The sequence below is a fragment of the Psychrobacillus sp. genome (assembly GCF_032154225.1).
Lineage (GTDB): Bacteria > Bacillota > Bacilli > Bacillales_A > Planococcaceae > Psychrobacillus.
The window spans coordinates 65,362-83,192 of sequence record NZ_JALDYF010000002.1; the positions used below are offsets into that span (position 1 = coordinate 65,362).

Genomic DNA, 17,831 nt, shown 5'->3' on the forward strand with positions numbered 1-17,831 from the left:
ACAGTATCAGTTCAAAGAAGGAGCGTTTTATTATGCCAAATATTTTAGCTATAAATGCCGGGAGCTCTTCTTTAAAGTTTCAATTATTAAAAATGCCCGAAGAGGAAGTTATTGCAAAAGGGTTGATCGAGCGTATTGGTTTAAGTGAATCTATTTTTACGATGTCGACAAGTACCGAAAGGCTCCATTTGATGGAGACGATTAAAAATCATGAACAAGCCGTTAAGTTATTAATCCATATGTTAATAGAAAAAGAGATTATTCAATCTTTGGATGATATTCAAGGAGTCGGTCATCGGGTGGTGCACGGTGGGGAACTATATAGTGAATCCGTATTGGTAACGGAAGAAGTGCTCGAAACATTAGACAAATTATCTGAGCTTGCACCTTTGCATAATCCTGCAAATGTGACAGGAATACGTGAAGTGTTAAAAGTGTTACCGAATGTACCTTCAACAGCTGTTTTTGATACAGCATTTCATCAAACGATGCCAGAAAGTTCATATTTGTATTCTATTCCTTATGACTATTACGAAAAATACGGTATTAGGAAATATGGTTTTCATGGAACTTCTCATAAATACGTTACACAACGAGCGGCAGAGCTACTAAATCGTCCTTTAGAAACGACTCGATTTATATCATGCCATCTCGGAAATGGTGCCAGTATTGCAGCTATTGACCGAGGTAAGTCGATCGATACATCGATGGGCTTTACTCCGCTTGCTGGAGTTACAATGGGGACAAGGTCAGGAAATATCGACCCTGCACTAATTCCGTTTCTAATGGAGAAAACGGGAAAAACTGCGGAAGGTATTTTAGATGTATTAAATAAAAAATCAGGTATGCTAGGCGTTTCAGGTTTTTCAAGTGACTTGCGAGATATAGTTATTGAGGCTTCGAAAGGCAATGATCGAGCACAGCTAGCGTTAGATGTGTTCGCTGATCGAATTCATAAATACATTGGTTCGTATGCTGCACGCATGAATGGCGTTGACGCTATCATTTTCACTGCTGGAATTGGTGAAAATAGCGACGTTATTCGTCAAAAAGTGTTAAGCGGCTTGCAATTCATGGGAGTGTATATGGACCCTGATTTGAACAAGCTCAACGGAAAAGAAGGATTTATTAATTATCCACATTCGCCTGTAAAGGTAATAGTAATCCCGACAAATGAAGAAATAATGATTGCAAGAGATACGATGCGACTTGCAGCACTTATGTAAAGATAAATAAAAGAGGTTGCCCCGATTAGGAGCAACCTCTTTTGATATTCTTATTCAGCTGTTTCTTCTGTACGAACTACTAATACGTCGCAAGCCGCTGAGCGAACGATATATTCTGAAACACTACCAATTAAAAATCTTTCTACTGCATTCAAACCAGTTGCTCCACAGATAATTAGATCTGCTTCGATTTTTTTCGCAATGTCTTTAGAAATCATTGTTTTAGGTGAACCGTAATCAACGATGACGTTAACGTTTTCAACCCCACCAGCAAGTGCTTCTTTTTGGTAGCCAGCTAACAAATCTTCTGCAAATACTTGAGCTCTTTCAGCGATAGAACGGTCATATGCTTCGATAGCAGCAAATGATCTTGTATCAATTACGTTGATCAAATTAAGCGTTGCATGGTTTCTTGCAGCGATAGAAACTGATTTTTTAAATGCAAGCTCGGCTTCTTTTGAACCATCCACAGCGACTAGTATTTGTTTGTATTTTAATGTCATGATAAAACGCCTCCTGTTTTGTGAGTTTATACTATATTATGAGTATACTAGTTAACTTCGAGATTAATTCTTTAAATCCTTCTTTCTTTTCGAATAAAATAAGAACAAACTGTGAATTATTATGAAAGTGAACCTTAATTACGTATTATTAAATTTTTTCGAGCAATTTAAAAATATATCTGCTAAAATGAATTTGGTATAAGTAAATCATATTATACCTATAGGTGGGAGAAAAATAACTGTACATAGGAGGACTATACATGCGTATTGGAGTTCCAAAAGAAACAAAAAACAATGAAAACCGTGTCGCTATGACACCTGCTGGGGTAGTTAGCTTAAAACATTTCAAACATGAAGTGTTTATTGAAACAAATGCAGGCTTAGGTTCTAGCTTTACAGATGAAGATTATATTGCTGCAGGTGCTACAATTGTTCCAACTGCACAAGAAGCATGGAACCAAGAAATGGTTATGAAAGTGAAGGAACCAACGGAAGCAGAATTTTCGCTTATTCGTGAAGAATCTATTCTATTCACATACTTACATTTAGCGCCTGAAGAAGCTTTAACAAAAGTACTTTTAGATAAAAAAGTTACAGCAATTGCATATGAAACAGTGCAATTACCAAATAATACATTACCTCTATTAACTCCGATGAGTGAAGTTGCTGGTCGTATGGCTACTCAGCTTGGTGCTCAATATTTAGAAAAAATCAATGGTGGTAAAGGTATTTTACTTGGAGGAGTTCCAGGAGTTTCTCGTGGTAAAGTTACTATAGTAGGTGGAGGTATTGCTGGTACAAACGCTGCACGTGTTGCAATCGGTATGGGTGCACATGTAACGATTATCGACTTGAGTCCAGATCGTCTTCGTCAATTAGAAGAATTGTTCGGAAGCAGTGTTCAAACATTGATCTCGAATCCTTACAATATTGCAGAAGCAGTAAAAGAAGCAGATTTAGTAGTTGGAGCTGTTCTTATTCCAGGTGCTAAAGCTCCTAAACTTGTATCAGAAGAAATGATCAAATCAATGTCTCCGGGATCTGTTGTCATTGATATTGCAATTGACCAAGGTGGTATTTTTGAAACATCGGATCGTATTACAACGCATGATAACCCAACGTATGAAAAACATGGCGTTGTGCATTATGCCGTTGCTAACATGCCAGGAGCAGTGCCAAGAACATCTACAATGGCATTAACAAATGCGACAGTTCCTTATGCGGTGCAAATTGCTAATAAAGGATATAGACAAGCTTGTTTAGATAATCTTGCATTACAAAAAGGTATTAATACGCTTGCTGGACATATTACATTTAAAGCAGTTGCTGATGCACAAGGACTTCCTTATGTAGATGCTGCTACTCTATTAAGCTAATAATATATTACGTTCAAGCACCCAAAGCTATTTATAACTTTGGGTGTTTTCTATTGGATGGAGATGAGATGAATGATCTTTTTATATATTGGCATTGCTGGAGCATTAGGAGCTCTTTGTCGCTATCTTATTGGACTAATTCTTTTTACATACGCAGTATTTCCATTTTCTACACTTGCTGTGAATTTAATTGGTTGTTATACGCTCGCTTTCTTGAGTTCATCTCTGTTTCAAAAAAGTAAGCTTTCCTCCGAAATGAAGTCAGCGATAGCGTCAGGTTTTCTAGGCTCTTTTACAACATTTTCAGCTTTTAGCTTAGAAACGATGCAGTTATATCAGAGTGGGGAAGTTTTATATGCATGCATATATAGCGCATTTAGCATGATCGGCGGGATTATGATGAGTAATTTGGGCTGGAAGAATGAGGTGAAGGCATGAGTATTACCTATGTAGTAGCAGTATGTATCGGAGGTTATTTAGGTGCAATCTCTAGGTATTCTATTGCTCAAAAGTTGAATCAGCGAGTGAATGATTCAATACCTTATGGCACTCTTGCAGTAAATCTAATTGGTTCATTTTTTCTCGGATTTATTGTAAGTATTGGCTTGGATAAAATGTATATCATGTTATTAGGAACAGGATTTTTAGGAGCTTTTACAACATTTTCAACATTTAATAATGAACTGCGCAAGCTTCAGCAGTATAAGAAAAAGTGGCTGTTGTATTTTACCTTTACGTATGTCGGAGGACTATGTTGTGTATTTTTCGGTTTTTTTATTGGTTCCCGAATTATATAAAAAGGATAGATAAGGCGTATCACCATTATCTATCCTTTATTGTAATTAAATAATAATCAATTCTTTCGGGAATTTAGTAAGCACTTCGACACCAGTTTCCGTCACTACTACATCATCTTCAATTCGAACGCCAGCTACGGCTGGGTTATAAATTCCAGGCTCTATCGTAAATACCATGCCCGCTTTAAGTTTCATATCATTCACACCAGTTATTGAAGGGAATTCATGGACAGAAATTCCAAGACCGTGACCTAGACGATGTGTGAAATACTCACCGTAGCCAGCTTCGGTAATAATATCTCTCGCAATTTTGTCTAATTCCATTGCTGTAACACCTGGTTTTACAGCGTTTACAGCTGCTTCTTCCGCACGGCGAACTGTTTCATACACATCTTTTTGTGCAGCAGTTGGTTCTCCAAAAGCTACAGTTCTCGTAATATCTGAGCAATAGCCGTTATAAACTACACCAAGATCCATTAATACAAAATCACCTTTTTGAATTTTACGATCTCCTGGAGTACCATGGGGTGAAGCTGATTTAGGGCCACTTAGTACTGTCGTATTAAATGCCATTTGCGTAACACCTTTATCTTTCAGTGCAAGTTCAATAGCAGCTATTAATTCTAATTCCGTTTTTCCTTCTGCAATTTCCTTGCAACCTACTTCGATAGCGTAGTCAGCTAGTTCTCCAGCTTTACGCAGATTGACTAGCTCTTCTTCTGATTTAATAACACGTAAATCATTTATTTTTTCATCTATTCTAGAAATATTAATAGAAGAAAGACGTTCTAAAATAGCTTCATGACGCTCGATAGTTAAGTGAGCTTTTTCAAGCGCTAATGAATGAATTGCCCCAACTTTTTCCTCAATCATTCGAACGAAAACATCCCACGCATTTTCAGTATCTTGGTGACCAACAATATCACCAGTCCAACCTGCCGCTAAAGCATCCGGAATTTCCATTTGTGGACAAATGATAAATGGAGTTTTATCCTTTGGTATTAACACACCAAGTAAACGTTCATGCGGATTACTTTTAAATCCTGTAAAGTAAAAAACATTGTCTGGAGTTGTAATGAAAGCCGCATCAATATTATTAGATTGTAAAAAACTTTGAATTTTTTTAACTTTTTGCATCTAGACACCTCTTTTAGTTTTATACTATAAGAATAGCAGAATAATTAATTTATAACAGCTAAGCTGAAGGAAGAAATATAAAAAAATTAGAGGAGAGTGTGTAAAAATGCAAATTAGTTACCATGGTCATTCAGTAGTAAAAGTGAAAACAAATACCCATACGATTTTAATCGATCCATTTATTAACGGAAATAGCTTAACTGACTTACATGTGTCAGAGGAAAAACCAGATGTTATTTTATTGACACATGGGCACAATGATCATGTTGGAGACACAGTGGAAATTGCGAAACAAAGTGGAGCTTTAGTTGTTGCGGTTTTTGAGCTTGCAAATTATATTAGCTCGCAAGGAGTTTCTGCACATGGAATGGGATTAGGTGGTTCCTATACTTTTGATTTTGGTGTTGTGAAGTTTACACAAGCTTTTCATAGTTCCTCGTATACGACAGCGGAAAATGACGTTATTTACACTGGAATGCCAGCAGGAATATTATTCACTGCGGAAAATAAAACCATTTATCATGCAGGGGATACAGCTCTTTTTGGAGATATGAAACTAATCGGTGATAGAAATGATATTGATGTCGCATTTTTACCGATTGGTGATAATTTTACAATGGGGCCAGTTGATGCAGCATATGCTGCGGAGTTATTGAAACCGAAAGTAGTTGTTCCGATTCATTACGATACGTTCCCACCGATTAAACAAGATCCTATAGATTTTAAGAAAATCGTACAAACTTGTGAAGTTCAAGTACTAAAAGCAGGGGAAAGTGTGCAGTTTTAACAAGTCAGTAAAGACGGAAGTAGTACAGACTGTGGTACAATAAACGCATTACAATCGTTTGGATGTGACTACATGACAACAAAACACGAACAGATTTTAGCCTATATCGAAAAACTTCCTGTAGGAGATAAAATATCCGTTCGCCAAATTGCAAAAGACTTAACAGTGAGTGAAGGAACTGCTTACCGTGCGATAAAAGAAGCAGAAACAAGAAGACTTGTTAGCACAATCGAACGAGTTGGTACAATCCGAATCGAACTAAAGAAAAAAGAGCATTTTGAGCGACTAACTTTTGCGGAAGTTGTAAATATTGTTGATGGACAAGTTCTGGGCGGAAAAACAGGATTGTATAAAACATTGAATAAGTTCGTTATTGGTGCAATGCAATTAGAAGATATGATGCGTTATGTCGAACCAGGAAATTTACTGATTGTTGGTAATAGACTGAAAGTGCATGAGCATACTTTACGAGCAGGTGCAGCAGTTTTAGTAACGGGTGGTTTTGATGTTCTAGATAAAACAAAAAGATTAGCAGATGAGTTAGAATTACCAATCATCTCTACAAGCTACGATACATTTACAGTAGCTACAATGATTAATCGAGCAATTGATGACCAACTCATTAAAAAAGATGTATTACTTATAGAAGATATTCACACCCCCTTACAAAATACAGCATTTCTTAAATCAAGCGACAAAGTATTGAGATATAGTGAATTAAATGAATTAACAAATCACGGAGGATATCCCGTAGTAGATGTATCCAATAAAGTAGTCGGAATCGTTACTGCGAGAGATGTAATTGATCGAGATAGTCATGAGCAAATAGACAAAGTGATGACGAAAAATCCTATTTCGATTACGATGAAAACGAGCGTAGCAGCTGCCAGTCATCGCATGATTTGGGAAGGTATCGACTTAATGCCTGTTCTTGGAGAAAACAGTAGTTTAAAAGGGGTAGTGAGTAGGCAGGATGTTTTAAAAGCATTGCAAGCTGCTTCTAGACAACCGCAAAATGGTGAAACAATAGATGATATTGTTAAGCAGCAAATGAAAACCATTTCTACAGAAGATTTTATTTTTGAATGTGTTGTAACTCCGCAAATGACCGATCATTTTGGCGCAATGTCGTACGGTGCTTTTACGATCCTTTTGACGGAAACAGGGTCACAAACTGTAAAAATTAGAAAGCGCGGAGAAAGCGTCGTAGAAAATATGACGATTTATTTCACGAAACCAATTCAATTGGAAAGTATACTACGTGTGCATGTTCGCGTCTTAGAGATGAGTAGAAAAGTTGCGAAAATGGATTTAGAAGTGTTTAACGATAAACAATTAGTAGGCAAAGCAATGATTACGTATCAACTTTTAGAAAGATAATAGGATACAACACCGTTGATTTCAGCTACGGCGGACGCTTGGAACGAAATCCTTGTAAAAAGGTTCATGATTACTAAGTTCATCACATGCTAATTTTATGTACTTGTGTATCAAAAAAAATGATGCAGCGAAATCGCTGCATCACTTATTTAAACTAAGTTCTTCATCAACAAACTGACCATAATGTTTGAATGCTTTATAATTATGATACATAAAATAACTACCAAGAATGACAAACAGTGCTGAAACAGCATACGTAAGTCCAGATGGGTATACAATTAAATAATTAAAACCAAAAAATACTAATAATGCACCTAAACAAAGAGATGCTTTAGCAGCATACCATTTTTTTCGAATAGGAAAAGAAGTCCGAAGCTGCTTTGTTTTAAAATAAAAATACCATACAAACGAAACGATAATACCCAATACTAATATTCCATTAAGAATCATAATGAACCTCCAATAAAAGATAAGCTTTCATTATTGTAAAGGGAATTTTATAAAAATGCGAATAGTAAACTTTAAAAGTGAGGGAATATAAATTGAAAAGACAAATCATAGACACAATCGAAAGTTATGAAAAAATAATTATACATCGTCATGTAAGACCAGATCCAGACGCATACGGTTCACAAATTGGACTGAAAGAACTGATTGAACTTAACTATCCAACGAAAAAAGTATTGGCAGCTGGAAGCCATGAACATACACTAGATTTTTTAGCACGACCAGACGAAGTAACAGATGAAGATTTTCAAGATGCTTTAATTATCGTGACGGATACTGCAAATACTGATCGAATCGATGACAGTCGCTATAACTTAGGAAGCTATGTTATTAAAATTGATCACCATCCAAATGATGATGCATATGGAGATTTACTTTGGGTAGATACAAATGCCAGCTCAGTTAGCGAACTAATTTGTGAATTATTTGAAGAAGGTCAATCGTATAAAGGCTGGAAAATGAATGACAGTATTGCAAGGATACTTTTTGCTGGTATTGTCGGGGACACTGGAAGATTCATGTTCCAAAGCACAACACTTCAAACGATGACTTTCGCAGGGAAGTTACTATCTTATGGCTTTGATCGTACCGAACTTTTTAATGGCATGTACGAAGTAGACCGAAATTTACTTCAATTAAAAGGCTATGTGTATGCAAACTTTCAAATGGACGAAAATGGTGTTGGGTTTGTTAAACTAACAAGAGAAATACTACGAAAATACGATGTGGCAGAATCTGAAGCTTCTTTATTAGTAAGTGCTTTAGCGGATGTTAAAGGAATGAAATGTTGGGTATTTTTCATAGAAGATGCAGATGCAATACGTGTGCGACTTCGTTCAAAAGGTCCAGTCATTAATGGAATTGCTAAAAAGTATAATGGTGGAGGACATCCACTCGCTTCTGGAGCAACTGTAAGTACGTGGGAAGAAACTGAATTAGTTATTGAGGATTTAAAAAAAGCTGTAATTTGAGGTGTTGTATATGAAAACGGTATATCCACAAATTGTCACATCAGCGGATATGCTGAAAAGTACAATTCAATTGGAGCAGTTAATCCAAAAGCTGAAAAATAATCATGCAAAGGCAGCGGCTATTACAAACAGTAGATTGTATGGCGTGTTGCCTTTTTGGCATGAACTACAAAAAAATGATATTCATCCAGTTATTGGACTATCCATTAAAGTGCAGCTTGATAATGAAATCGTTTCTTTAATTGTCTATGCGAAAAATAATAATGGCTATGAAAATATTGTTAAAATATCAAGTGGCTTAGAAATAAAAGAATTAGATGAGCTTCCTAAAAAGTGGCTACAAGCGTATAAAAACGGCGTAATTGCTCTATGTAAAGCCGATCAAAATGTTTCGAAAGAAGCATTAGTTGAGCTGCAAGAAGTATTTGGGAGCTCCCATTTGTATATTGGAATGGAACGCCCAAATGGTGTAAAACAAGCGATGGAACAGGAAATAATGGAAATCGCATACAACTTATCCATACCGATTTCTGTTTTTCATATGAGTAGATATATAGAAAAGGAAGACGCTTTTGCTTTTGAAGTGCTAAATGCAATGGATCAATCGCTCAAAATGGCTGATTTTAATCGCTTAAAGCCATCTGATGAATCTCTTCATATACGAAATGAAGAAGAGTGGCAGAAAATTTTTTCGGATGTTCCCGTATGGCTTGAAAATACAGCCGAAATGTTAGAAAGATGTCAGCTTTCTTTCGAAAATAGAGCACATCATATGCCGAAGTTTCCGTTAGCAGAATCGAGATTATCGAAGGGTTATTTGAGAGAACTTTGCGAAGATGGCTTAAAAAAACGTGTATCTTCTGTTACAGAAGCATATAAAAAACGTTTAAATTATGAGCTTCAAATTATTAATGAAATGAATTATGAAGATTATTTTTTAATCGTGCAAGATTTTATGAAGTTTGCAAAGCAATCCCACATATTAACCGGACCTGGTCGAGGATCTTCGGCGAGTTCCCTCGTTGCATATTCCCTTTTTATAACCGATGTAGATCCGTTAGTTTATGGCCTTTTATTTGAACGATTTTTAAATCCTGAACGTATTTCATTGCCAGATATAGACATTGATTTTGCTGATTCACGAAGAATGGAAGTAATTCAGTATGTCGCCGAAAAGTATGGGAAAAACCATGTCTCGCAAATCATTACATTCGGTACATTGTCTGCTAAAGCAGTTGCACGCGAAGTTGCGAGAGTGTTTGGTTTTGAATCTTCCACACTAGAAGCGATTTCTTCGTTTATACCATCCAAGCCAGGAATTTCATTAAAAGAAGCGTATGAACAATCTCAAAAATTGCGGGAGTTCATTCAAACCGAAGAAGTTAGAAAGAAATGGTTCCAGGTAGCGCTAGCATTAGAAGGACTACCAAGAAATGCATCAACACATGCTGCTGGAGTCGTACTTTCTCCAGTTCCATTAGTAGATTTAGTGCCCATTCAAGTTGGGCATGACGATTTGTTCTTAACGCAATGGCCGATGAAAGAAGTAGAACAAATTGGCTTATTAAAAATGGACTTTCTTGGACTAAGAAACTTAACAATTATTGAGCGTATTTTAAAATTCATTCAATACAGTCAAACAACGAGCATCGCTTTGGATGCAATACCATTACATGATGAGCGGACTTTTCGATTATTACAAAACGGCGATACAACGGGTGTTTTCCAGCTAGAATCACCTGGAATGCGCAACGCTTTAAAGCAAATAAAACCAACGAAATTTGAAGATATTGTCGCTGTAAATGCCCTTTATAGACCAGGTCCGATGGATAGTATACCTTTGTATGCAAGTCGAAAGCATGGACAGCAAGCAGTTACGTATGAGCATCCAGTGTTGGAGCCTATTTTAAAAGAAACGTATGGAATTATCGTATACCAAGAACAAATAATGCAAATTGCTTCACAGATGGCAGGATTTACTTTTGGAGAAGCGGATTTACTTCGCAGGGCAGTAAGTAAAAAAAATAGAGAAGTTTTGCAAAAAGAGAGAACTCATTTTGTGCAAAAAGCAATTCACCATGGACATACTGATGAAGCTGCATCTTCCGTATATGATTTAATCGTCCGTTTTGCTGATTATGGATTTCCGAAAAGTCATGCCGTTGCATATAGTATTATTTCGTACCAAATGGCTTATTTGAAAGCACATTTTCCAACACAATTTTACTGTGCATTATTAACTACATCTGCAGGAAACCAAGATAAAGTAAATCAATTTTTAATGGAAATGAAACAAAAAGGAATGGCTATTTTGCCACCATCCGTCCATAAAAGTTATGCTTATTTTTCTGTAGAAAATGGTGGGGTTAGATTCGGTTTGCAAGCGGTGAAAGGTGTTTCTCATTCTTTTATTCAGAAGCTAATGCAATTACGGAGCAACGGATCAGCTAAGTGGAGCGATATTTTTGAACTTGCTTCCGATTTAACGGCGATTCACTTTACTCGAAAAAATGTAGAGCCACTTATAAAAGCAGGAGCATTAGATGAATTTAATGTGGAACGCTCCACGCTTCTTGCGACATTGGATGCAGCGGTAAAATACGCAGAGCTAGTGAGCCCTACGGAAGAATCGGACTTATTTAATGGAAGTATTTCTTCATTTGGGAAATCCAAATATATTCACATGGAAACTTTACCGTTGATGATGAAGCTCCAATTCGAAAAAGAAGTGCTTGGTCAATATTTTTCAGAGCATCCTACAGTTTCGATGAAAAAAAATAGCTCAGATAAAATAGATCGTATATGGGATATTCAACAATCATTAAAGGAAGCGAAAGTAAAAATTATTGGATTAATAGAAGAAATAAAACGAATTCGCACGAAAAAAGGTGAAATGATGGCATTTGTCACTTTGCAAGATGAGACAGGGAATGTGTCGGTTACATTGTTTCCGGAAGATTATGCGAAGTTTGAAGGGATGCTGGAAGAGCACTCCATCGTTCGTGTAGAAGGAAAATCAGAGCGTAGAAACGGAAGAACCCAAATAATCGGGAAAATCGTTTTAAACTGTTAAATAAGATCGAGTGGAAAAACTGTACATTTTTTTGTGCAGTTTTTTCTTTACGTTTTATTAAATATTTTGTATGCTAGTAACATTGAGTGGTCAGACCACTTTGTAATTAATGGAAGAGTGATGATGGAATGAACCCACAAAAGAGTTCAAGCAAGATGTTTTTGGAAATAGTAAAGCAATTGAGACAGCTTATTCAGGATGAAGGTGTTCGAGTAGGTGAAAAATTACCATCCGAACGCGAATTAGCCGAACGACTTCAAGTAGGTAGGTCAACGGTGAGAGAAGCACTCAGAAGCTTAGAGTTACTTGGATTGATCGAAACAAGAAGAGGAGAGGGAACTTTTCTTTCGGATTTTCGTAAACATCAATTAGTGGAATTATTATCTACATTTATACTACAGGAATCGAAATCTAAAGAAGATGTTCACTTAACGAGGGAAACCTTGGAAAAAGAAGCGATTCGCACTATTTGTCAATCTGAACAACATCAAAAACATTTTATTTGGGAAGCGTTCCTCGTAAAATTACAACAAGAGCCTGTCATTCGTGAGGACATTATTCGTGAAATTATTATTATATCTGGCAATCGACTTTCTTTAAAAGTATGGTTTTTGTTAAAGCAATTTGCAGGAGAACCGTACCAGAGTGAAATGAATGTAGAAGAAAAAACGATTTGGATGCAACTATTAAACAGCTTACAAAATGGAAAAGAGCAATTATCTATATCACTTTATCATGAATGGCTTTTCTTAATGGACAGGAGAGAAAAAAATGGTTCGAGATCTATTTAGAAAAAATAATAAAAATAAAAAGTACGCAACAATTCCGACTGAAAAAGCAAAAAATGATGTACCAGAAGGAATAATGATGAAATGCCCAGAGTGCAGAAAAAATGTATTTACAAAAGATTTGATGAAAAATTTAAAAGTATGTCCTTCTTGCGATCATCATATGAAAATGACTGCTTATGAGCGCGTAGAAATATTTTTAGATGAGAATACTTTTGAGTCAATGGATGATCATTTGCAAACAGATAATCCATTAAATTTTCCAAGCTATTCGGAAAAGATAAAATCAGATGCAAAAAAAACAGGCTTAAACGAGGCTGTATTAACTGGTACTGGAGAAATAGATGAACAAAAAGTAGTCGTTGCTATCATGGACTCTCATTTTAGAATGGGGTCGATGGGCTCTGTAGTTGGAGAGAAAATTACTCGAGCAGTTGAAAAAGCAACGGAACTGCAAGTGCCTTTCATTATTTTCACGGCTAGTGGTGGAGCGAGAATGCAAGAAGGGGTTCTTTCTTTAATGCAAATGGCTAAAACAAGTGTTGCATTAAGAAGACATAGTGACAACGGCCTCTTATATATTTCTATTTTGACACATCCAACGACTGGTGGCGTATCTGCAAGTTTTGCTTCCGTTGGAGATATTAACCTTGCAGAACCAAAAGCATTAATAGGTTTTGCTGGTCGAAGAGTTATTGAACAGACGGTTAGAGAAAAGCTTCCTAAGGATTTTCAAACAGCAGAGTTTCTATTGGATCACGGTCAATTAGACGCAGTGATTGAACGAAAAGATATGAAAGAAACCGTTTCTTCTTTAGTGAAGATGCATGAACGCAAGGAGGTAACAACATGGTAAAAACATTACCTTTTGAGGAGCCAGTTGTTCAACTGAAAAGTAAAATTGAAGAGTTGAAAGAGTATACGACAAAAGCAGAAGTAGATATGACCGTAGAAATTTCAAATTTAGAAGATAGACTAAAAAAGCTAGAGCAAGAAATTTATGAAAATATGCAGCCTTGGGATCGTGTGCAAGTAGCACGCCATCCAAATCGTCCTACTACAAAGGACTATATTCAATTATTATGTACAAATTTTATCGAGCTGCACGGAGATCGTTTATATGGTGACGATGCTGCAATTATTGGAGGAATTGCCTTATTAGAAGGAAATCCGATTACGATTATTGGGCATCAACGTGGGCTTGATACGAAAGAAAATATTAAACGCAATTTCGGTATGCCACATCCAGAAGGATATCGAAAAGCACTTCGTTTGATGAAGCAGGCTGAGAAGTTTAATCGACCAATCATTTGTTTTATCGATACAAAAGGTGCGTATCCAGGTAAAGCGGCAGAAGAACGTGGTCAAAGTGAAGCAATTGCTAGAAACTTAGTTGAGATGGCAGGCTTGAAAGTGCCAGTTATTAGTGTAGTAATTGGAGAAGGTGGAAGTGGAGGCGCGCTTGGATTAGGTGTGAGTAATCATATTCATATGCTTGAAAACTCTACTTATTCGGTTATTTCACCTGAAGGAGCAGCAACTATTTTATGGAAAGATTCTTCTTTGTCAAAGCAAGCGGCGGAAGCGATGAAAATTACTGCGCCTGATTTAAAGAAGATGAATATTATTGATGAAGTGATTAAGGAAGTGTACGGTGGGGCGCATAGAGATTTACAAGCACAGGCATCATATATGAAAGAAACGCTTCTTCGCTCGCTTCAAACATTGAGTAAACTATCGGAAGACGAGCTTATTGCGGACCGATACGATAAGTTTAGAGCTATTGGAGAGTTTATCGAGTAAGAAAGTAAGTATGGAATGAAGTGGATTTCGTTACAAGCGGGCGCTTTCCGTGGGGTGCGGCTTCTAAGTCTCCTCGTCGCTGCAAAGACAACATATGCTCCTGCAGTTACTCGTCGCAAAAGAGATTACAAAGAGCCGCCAAAATTGTATCTTTGGCGGCCATCAAAGAGTATAGAAAGCGACTTGCTTCTCCTATTACCACTACTAGGCACGGAAGTTTCTAGCGAGCGAAAGGCGAACATTTGCCATATGATGACCGACGAAAAAGCTTGTTGAAAGAGGCGTAGCCTCTTTCAACAAGCTTAAAATTTCCCCGTTTATCGTATAGACTAATGGGAAGCCCGTAGTGAGCTTGAAACTGTAGTCGTAATATATTCTTATCTCAAAAGAATTTGGCATCCTTTTGTCTGATTTTCTTATCTGATAATTCGTGATAAACTAAGTCTATTAAATACATAGATAGATGGAGGGGTAATTGTGAAACGTATAGGTGTATTAACAAGTGGTGGAGACGCCCCAGGTATGAATGCTGCAATTCGTGCAGTTGTCAGGAAAGCAATTTACGAAGGACTAGAAGTAATGGGGATTTTTCATGGTTATCAAGGGTTAATTGAAGGAAACATGGAAGTTTTAACACTTGGATCAGTTGGGGACATTATACAAAGAGGCGGAACGAAGCTTTATTCGGCAAGATGCCCTGAATTTAGAACGGAAGAAGGTCGCCAAAAAGCGATTGAACAACTAAAGGCAAATGGAATCGAAGCATTAGTTGTAATTGGTGGAGATGGTTCTTACAGAGGTTCGATGACATTAACGGAAAGTGGTTTCCCCTGTGTCGGTATTCCAGGAACAATCGATAATGATATTCCAGGAACAGATTATACACTAGGTTTTGATACAGCTTTAAATACAGTCATTGATTGCATCGATAAAATTAGAGATACCGCAACATCGCATGATCGCACATTCATCATTGAAGTGATGGGAAGAGATGCAGGGGATCTTGCATTGTGGGCAGGTGTTGCAGGTGGAGCAGAAACAATTATTATTCCTGAAGTTGAAAATAATATTGATGAAGTAGTAGAACGTCTAAAAAGCGGTACTACCCGAGGTAAAAAGCATAGTATAATTGTAGTTGCTGAAGGTGTTATGAGTGGGACAGCATTTGCCGAACAATTATTTGAGCGTGCAAATATTGAAACCAAAGTATCTGTTTTAGGGCATATTCAACGAGGTGGATCACCGACCGGGCGAGATCGTGTACTTGCAAGTATGTTTGGTGCAAGAGCTGTAGAAGTATTATTAGCAGGAAACGGTGGACGAGCGGTTGGCATACAGAATCATCAAGTGGTAGACTATGATATGAACGAAGCATTTAAAAAGAGTGAAGTGTTTGATTCGAAAATGTATCAACTTTCGAAAGAATTATCGATTTAACTTGATTCAGCAGAAGTCCCCCATTTCTATAAGTCGTGGGATAAATACCAGAAAAAAATTTAAATGAGAGAGAGTTCAAACTCTCTGCTGATTCAAGTTAAGCCTCCGGCGGATGTCAGGGATTTTGAAAGGAGTGGATGGAGCAAGCTCCATTCAAAATCCCGACGCAATCACGCCGAGGCGTGATTGATCAGAATGAGAATTTCTTTTAAAAAGAAGGGGTAAGAAAATGAGAAAAACTAAAATAGTTTGTACAATAGGACCAGCAAGTGAATCAGCAGAAATGTTACAAAGCCTTATTAATGCAGGGATGAACGTTGCTCGATTAAACTTTTCACATGGCAGTCATGAAGAGCATGCTGCAAGAATTCAAACAATACGAGAAGTAGCGAACAAAGCAGGGAAAATTGTAGGGATTTTGCTAGATACAAAAGGACCTGAAATTCGTACACATAAAATGGAAAACGATGCGATTGACCTAGTAGCTGGTCAAACGATCGAAATTTCTATGACGGAAGTAGTAGGAAACGACAAACGTTTTTCTATTTCATACGACAAATTAATTGAAGACGTACATGTAGGCTCCGTTATTTTACTAGATGATGGATTAATCGAATTAATCGTTACTAGCATCAATGTGAGCGAAGGAACTTTAACGACATTCGTTCAAAATGCAGGAACATTGAAAAATAATAAAGGTGTAAATGTACCGGGTGTTTCGGTGCAACTACCTGGAATAACAGAAAAAGATGCGAAAGATATTTTGTTTGGTATTGAACAAGGTGTTGATTTCATCGCAGCATCTTTTGTGCGAAGAGCAAAAGATGTACTTGAAATTCGTGAACTATTAGAAAAAAATAATGGCGCTCATATTCAAATTATCCCTAAAATTGAAAACCAAGAAGGCGTGGATAATATCGATGAAATTATCCAAGTGTCGGATGGTTTAATGGTGGCAAGGGGCGACCTTGGCGTTGAAATTCCATCGGAAGAAGTTCCATTAGTACAGAAGAGTCTTATCCGAAAATGTAATTTTGCAGGTAAACCTGTCATTACAGCTACTCAAATGTTAGACTCTATGCAACGTTATCCTAGACCTACACGTGCGGAAGCAAGCGATGTAGCGAATGCTATTTTAGATGGTACAGATGCAATCATGCTTTCTGGAGAAACAGCTGCTGGATTATATCCAGTTGAAGCTGTTCAAACAATGGATAAAATTGCAAAAACGACAGAAGATGCAGTGGACTATCGTTCAATTGTAACGAAATTAAGTAAATCTAGAGAAGTTAATTTAACAGATGCTATTGGACAAGCGGTAGCACATACAGCGATTAACTTAAAAGTAAAAGCGGTTATTGCACCAACAGAAAGTGGTCATACTGCTAAAATGATTTCAAAATTCAGACCTGGTGTGCCAATTATTGCTGTTACGTCTTCTGACCAACCATCAAGAAAGTTAACACTTGTGTGGGGCGTGTATCCAATCGTCGGGAAAAAAGCATTTTCAACGGATGAAGTATTAGAAATCGCTGTAGAAGAAAGCATTCTTCATCAATATGTAACTCACGGAGATTTAGTTGTCATTACGGCTGGTGTTCCAGTTGGTGAAGCAGGTACGACTAACTTGATGAAAGTTCATGTAATCGGCGACATTGTTTCAAAAGGTCAAGGGATTGGCAAACAAACGGCTTTCGGTAGAGCAGTAGTTGTACAAAATGCGAAAGAAGTTCTTGCACAAGATACAACAGATTGCATTATTGTAACAGTTGGTTCTGATCGTGATATGATTCCTGCGATTGAAAAATGCAAAGGGCTAATTACGGAAGAAGGCGGGCTAACTAGCCATGCAGCAGTTGTAGGATTGAGCTTAGGTATTCCTGTTATTGTTGGTGTAAGCAATGCAACCAAGCTTATTAAAAATGGTCAAGAACTAACGATAGATGCTGAAAGTGGCGTAATTTATCATGGTCATGCTAAAATAATTTAAGAGTAATTAAAAAATTGCCTCACCAATATTTGGTGGGGCAATTAGTATATGGAGGT

At 37.1% G+C, this 17,831-nt stretch carries 16 protein-coding genes; 13 read left to right on the plus strand and 3 right to left on the minus strand.

Annotated elements, in window-relative coordinates; translation table 11 throughout:
* Positions 1-32: 32 nt before the first annotated feature.
* Positions 33-1,226 carry an acetate kinase gene (locus RUH95_RS04175; protein WP_313891578.1) on the plus strand — a complete coding sequence of 398 codons (1,194 nt, stop codon included), beginning with the start codon at positions 33-35 and terminating at the stop codon, positions 1,224-1,226.
* A gap of 50 nt (positions 1,227-1,276) precedes the next feature.
* Here the strand turns inward: RUH95_RS04175 and RUH95_RS04180 are convergent, their stop codons facing one another.
* Complete coding sequence (locus RUH95_RS04180) at positions 1,277-1,729, minus strand: universal stress protein (RefSeq protein ID WP_313891579.1); 453 nt, start codon at positions 1,727-1,729, stop codon at positions 1,277-1,279.
* A gap of 260 nt (positions 1,730-1,989) precedes the next feature.
* Between RUH95_RS04180 and ald the strand changes: the two genes are divergently transcribed.
* From ald to crcB (RUH95_RS04195), 3 genes are all read left to right on the plus strand, one after another.
* Entirely contained in the window at positions 1,990-3,105 is a 1,116-nt protein-coding gene (ald, locus tag RUH95_RS04185) for an alanine dehydrogenase (protein ID WP_313891580.1), read from the plus strand.
* A gap of 72 nt (positions 3,106-3,177) precedes the next feature.
* Positions 3,178-3,543 (plus strand): fluoride efflux transporter CrcB, encoded by a 366-nt coding sequence (gene crcB / locus RUH95_RS04190; protein ID WP_313891581.1) that lies wholly within the window; start codon positions 3,178-3,180, stop codon positions 3,541-3,543.
* Entirely contained in the window at positions 3,540-3,902 is a 363-nt protein-coding gene (gene crcB / locus RUH95_RS04195) for a fluoride efflux transporter CrcB (RefSeq protein ID WP_313891582.1), read from the plus strand. The genes crcB (RUH95_RS04190) and crcB (RUH95_RS04195) overlap by 4 nt, the downstream gene beginning before the upstream one ends.
* A gap of 45 nt (positions 3,903-3,947) precedes the next feature.
* Here crcB (RUH95_RS04195) and RUH95_RS04200 read toward each other — a convergent pair whose 3' ends face one another.
* Complete coding sequence (locus RUH95_RS04200) at positions 3,948-5,039, minus strand: M24 family metallopeptidase (RefSeq protein ID WP_313891583.1); 1,092 nt, start codon at positions 5,037-5,039, stop codon at positions 3,948-3,950.
* 106 nt (positions 5,040-5,145) lie between these two features.
* On the opposite strand from RUH95_RS04200, the gene RUH95_RS04205 reads away from it, so the two are divergent.
* Both RUH95_RS04205 and RUH95_RS04210 read left to right on the plus strand, forming a co-directional pair.
* Positions 5,146-5,826 carry a metal-dependent hydrolase gene (locus RUH95_RS04205; protein WP_313891584.1) on the plus strand — a complete coding sequence of 227 codons (681 nt, stop codon included), beginning with the start codon at positions 5,146-5,148 and terminating at the stop codon, positions 5,824-5,826.
* A gap of 72 nt (positions 5,827-5,898) precedes the next feature.
* Positions 5,899-7,206: a DRTGG domain-containing protein gene (locus tag RUH95_RS04210; RefSeq protein WP_313891585.1), complete on the plus strand. Its 1,308-nt coding sequence runs from the start codon at positions 5,899-5,901 to the stop codon at positions 7,204-7,206.
* Positions 7,207-7,347: 141 nt separating this feature from the next.
* On the opposite strand, the gene RUH95_RS04215 is transcribed toward RUH95_RS04210, so the two are convergent.
* Positions 7,348-7,656 (minus strand): YtpI family protein, encoded by a 309-nt coding sequence (locus tag RUH95_RS04215; RefSeq protein WP_313891586.1) that lies wholly within the window; start codon positions 7,654-7,656, stop codon positions 7,348-7,350.
* Positions 7,657-7,748: 92 nt separating this feature from the next.
* Here RUH95_RS04215 and RUH95_RS04220 point away from each other — a divergent pair, with 92 nt between their 5' ends.
* From RUH95_RS04220 to pyk, 7 genes are all read left to right on the plus strand, one after another.
* The gene (locus RUH95_RS04220) at positions 7,749-8,684 is read left to right on the plus strand and encodes a DHH family phosphoesterase (RefSeq protein ID WP_313891587.1); all 936 of its coding nucleotides are present in this window, start codon (positions 7,749-7,751) and stop codon (positions 8,682-8,684) included.
* A 10-nt stretch (positions 8,685-8,694) separates the two neighbouring features.
* Positions 8,695-11,757 (plus strand): DNA polymerase III subunit alpha, encoded by a 3,063-nt coding sequence (gene dnaE / locus RUH95_RS04225; protein WP_313891588.1) that lies wholly within the window; start codon positions 8,695-8,697, stop codon positions 11,755-11,757.
* Positions 11,758-11,885: 128 nt separating this feature from the next.
* Entirely contained in the window at positions 11,886-12,548 is a 663-nt protein-coding gene (locus RUH95_RS04230; RefSeq protein ID WP_313891589.1) for a FadR/GntR family transcriptional regulator, read from the plus strand.
* Positions 12,529-13,401 carry an acetyl-CoA carboxylase, carboxyltransferase subunit beta gene (gene accD / locus RUH95_RS04235; RefSeq protein ID WP_313891590.1) on the plus strand — a complete coding sequence of 291 codons (873 nt, stop codon included), beginning with the start codon at positions 12,529-12,531 and terminating at the stop codon, positions 13,399-13,401. The genes RUH95_RS04230 and accD overlap by 20 nt, the downstream gene beginning before the upstream one ends.
* Entirely contained in the window at positions 13,395-14,348 is a 954-nt protein-coding gene (gene accA / locus RUH95_RS04240; RefSeq protein WP_313891591.1) for an acetyl-CoA carboxylase carboxyl transferase subunit alpha, read from the plus strand. Before accD ends, accA begins: the two co-directional genes overlap by 7 nt.
* 477 nt (positions 14,349-14,825) lie before the next feature.
* Positions 14,826-15,785 (plus strand): 6-phosphofructokinase, encoded by a 960-nt coding sequence (pfkA, locus tag RUH95_RS04245; RefSeq protein WP_313891592.1) that lies wholly within the window; start codon positions 14,826-14,828, stop codon positions 15,783-15,785.
* A gap of 229 nt (positions 15,786-16,014) precedes the next feature.
* Positions 16,015-17,775: a pyruvate kinase gene (gene pyk, locus RUH95_RS04250; RefSeq protein ID WP_313891593.1), complete on the plus strand. Its 1,761-nt coding sequence runs from the start codon at positions 16,015-16,017 to the stop codon at positions 17,773-17,775.
* Positions 17,776-17,831: the final 56 nt, after the last annotated feature.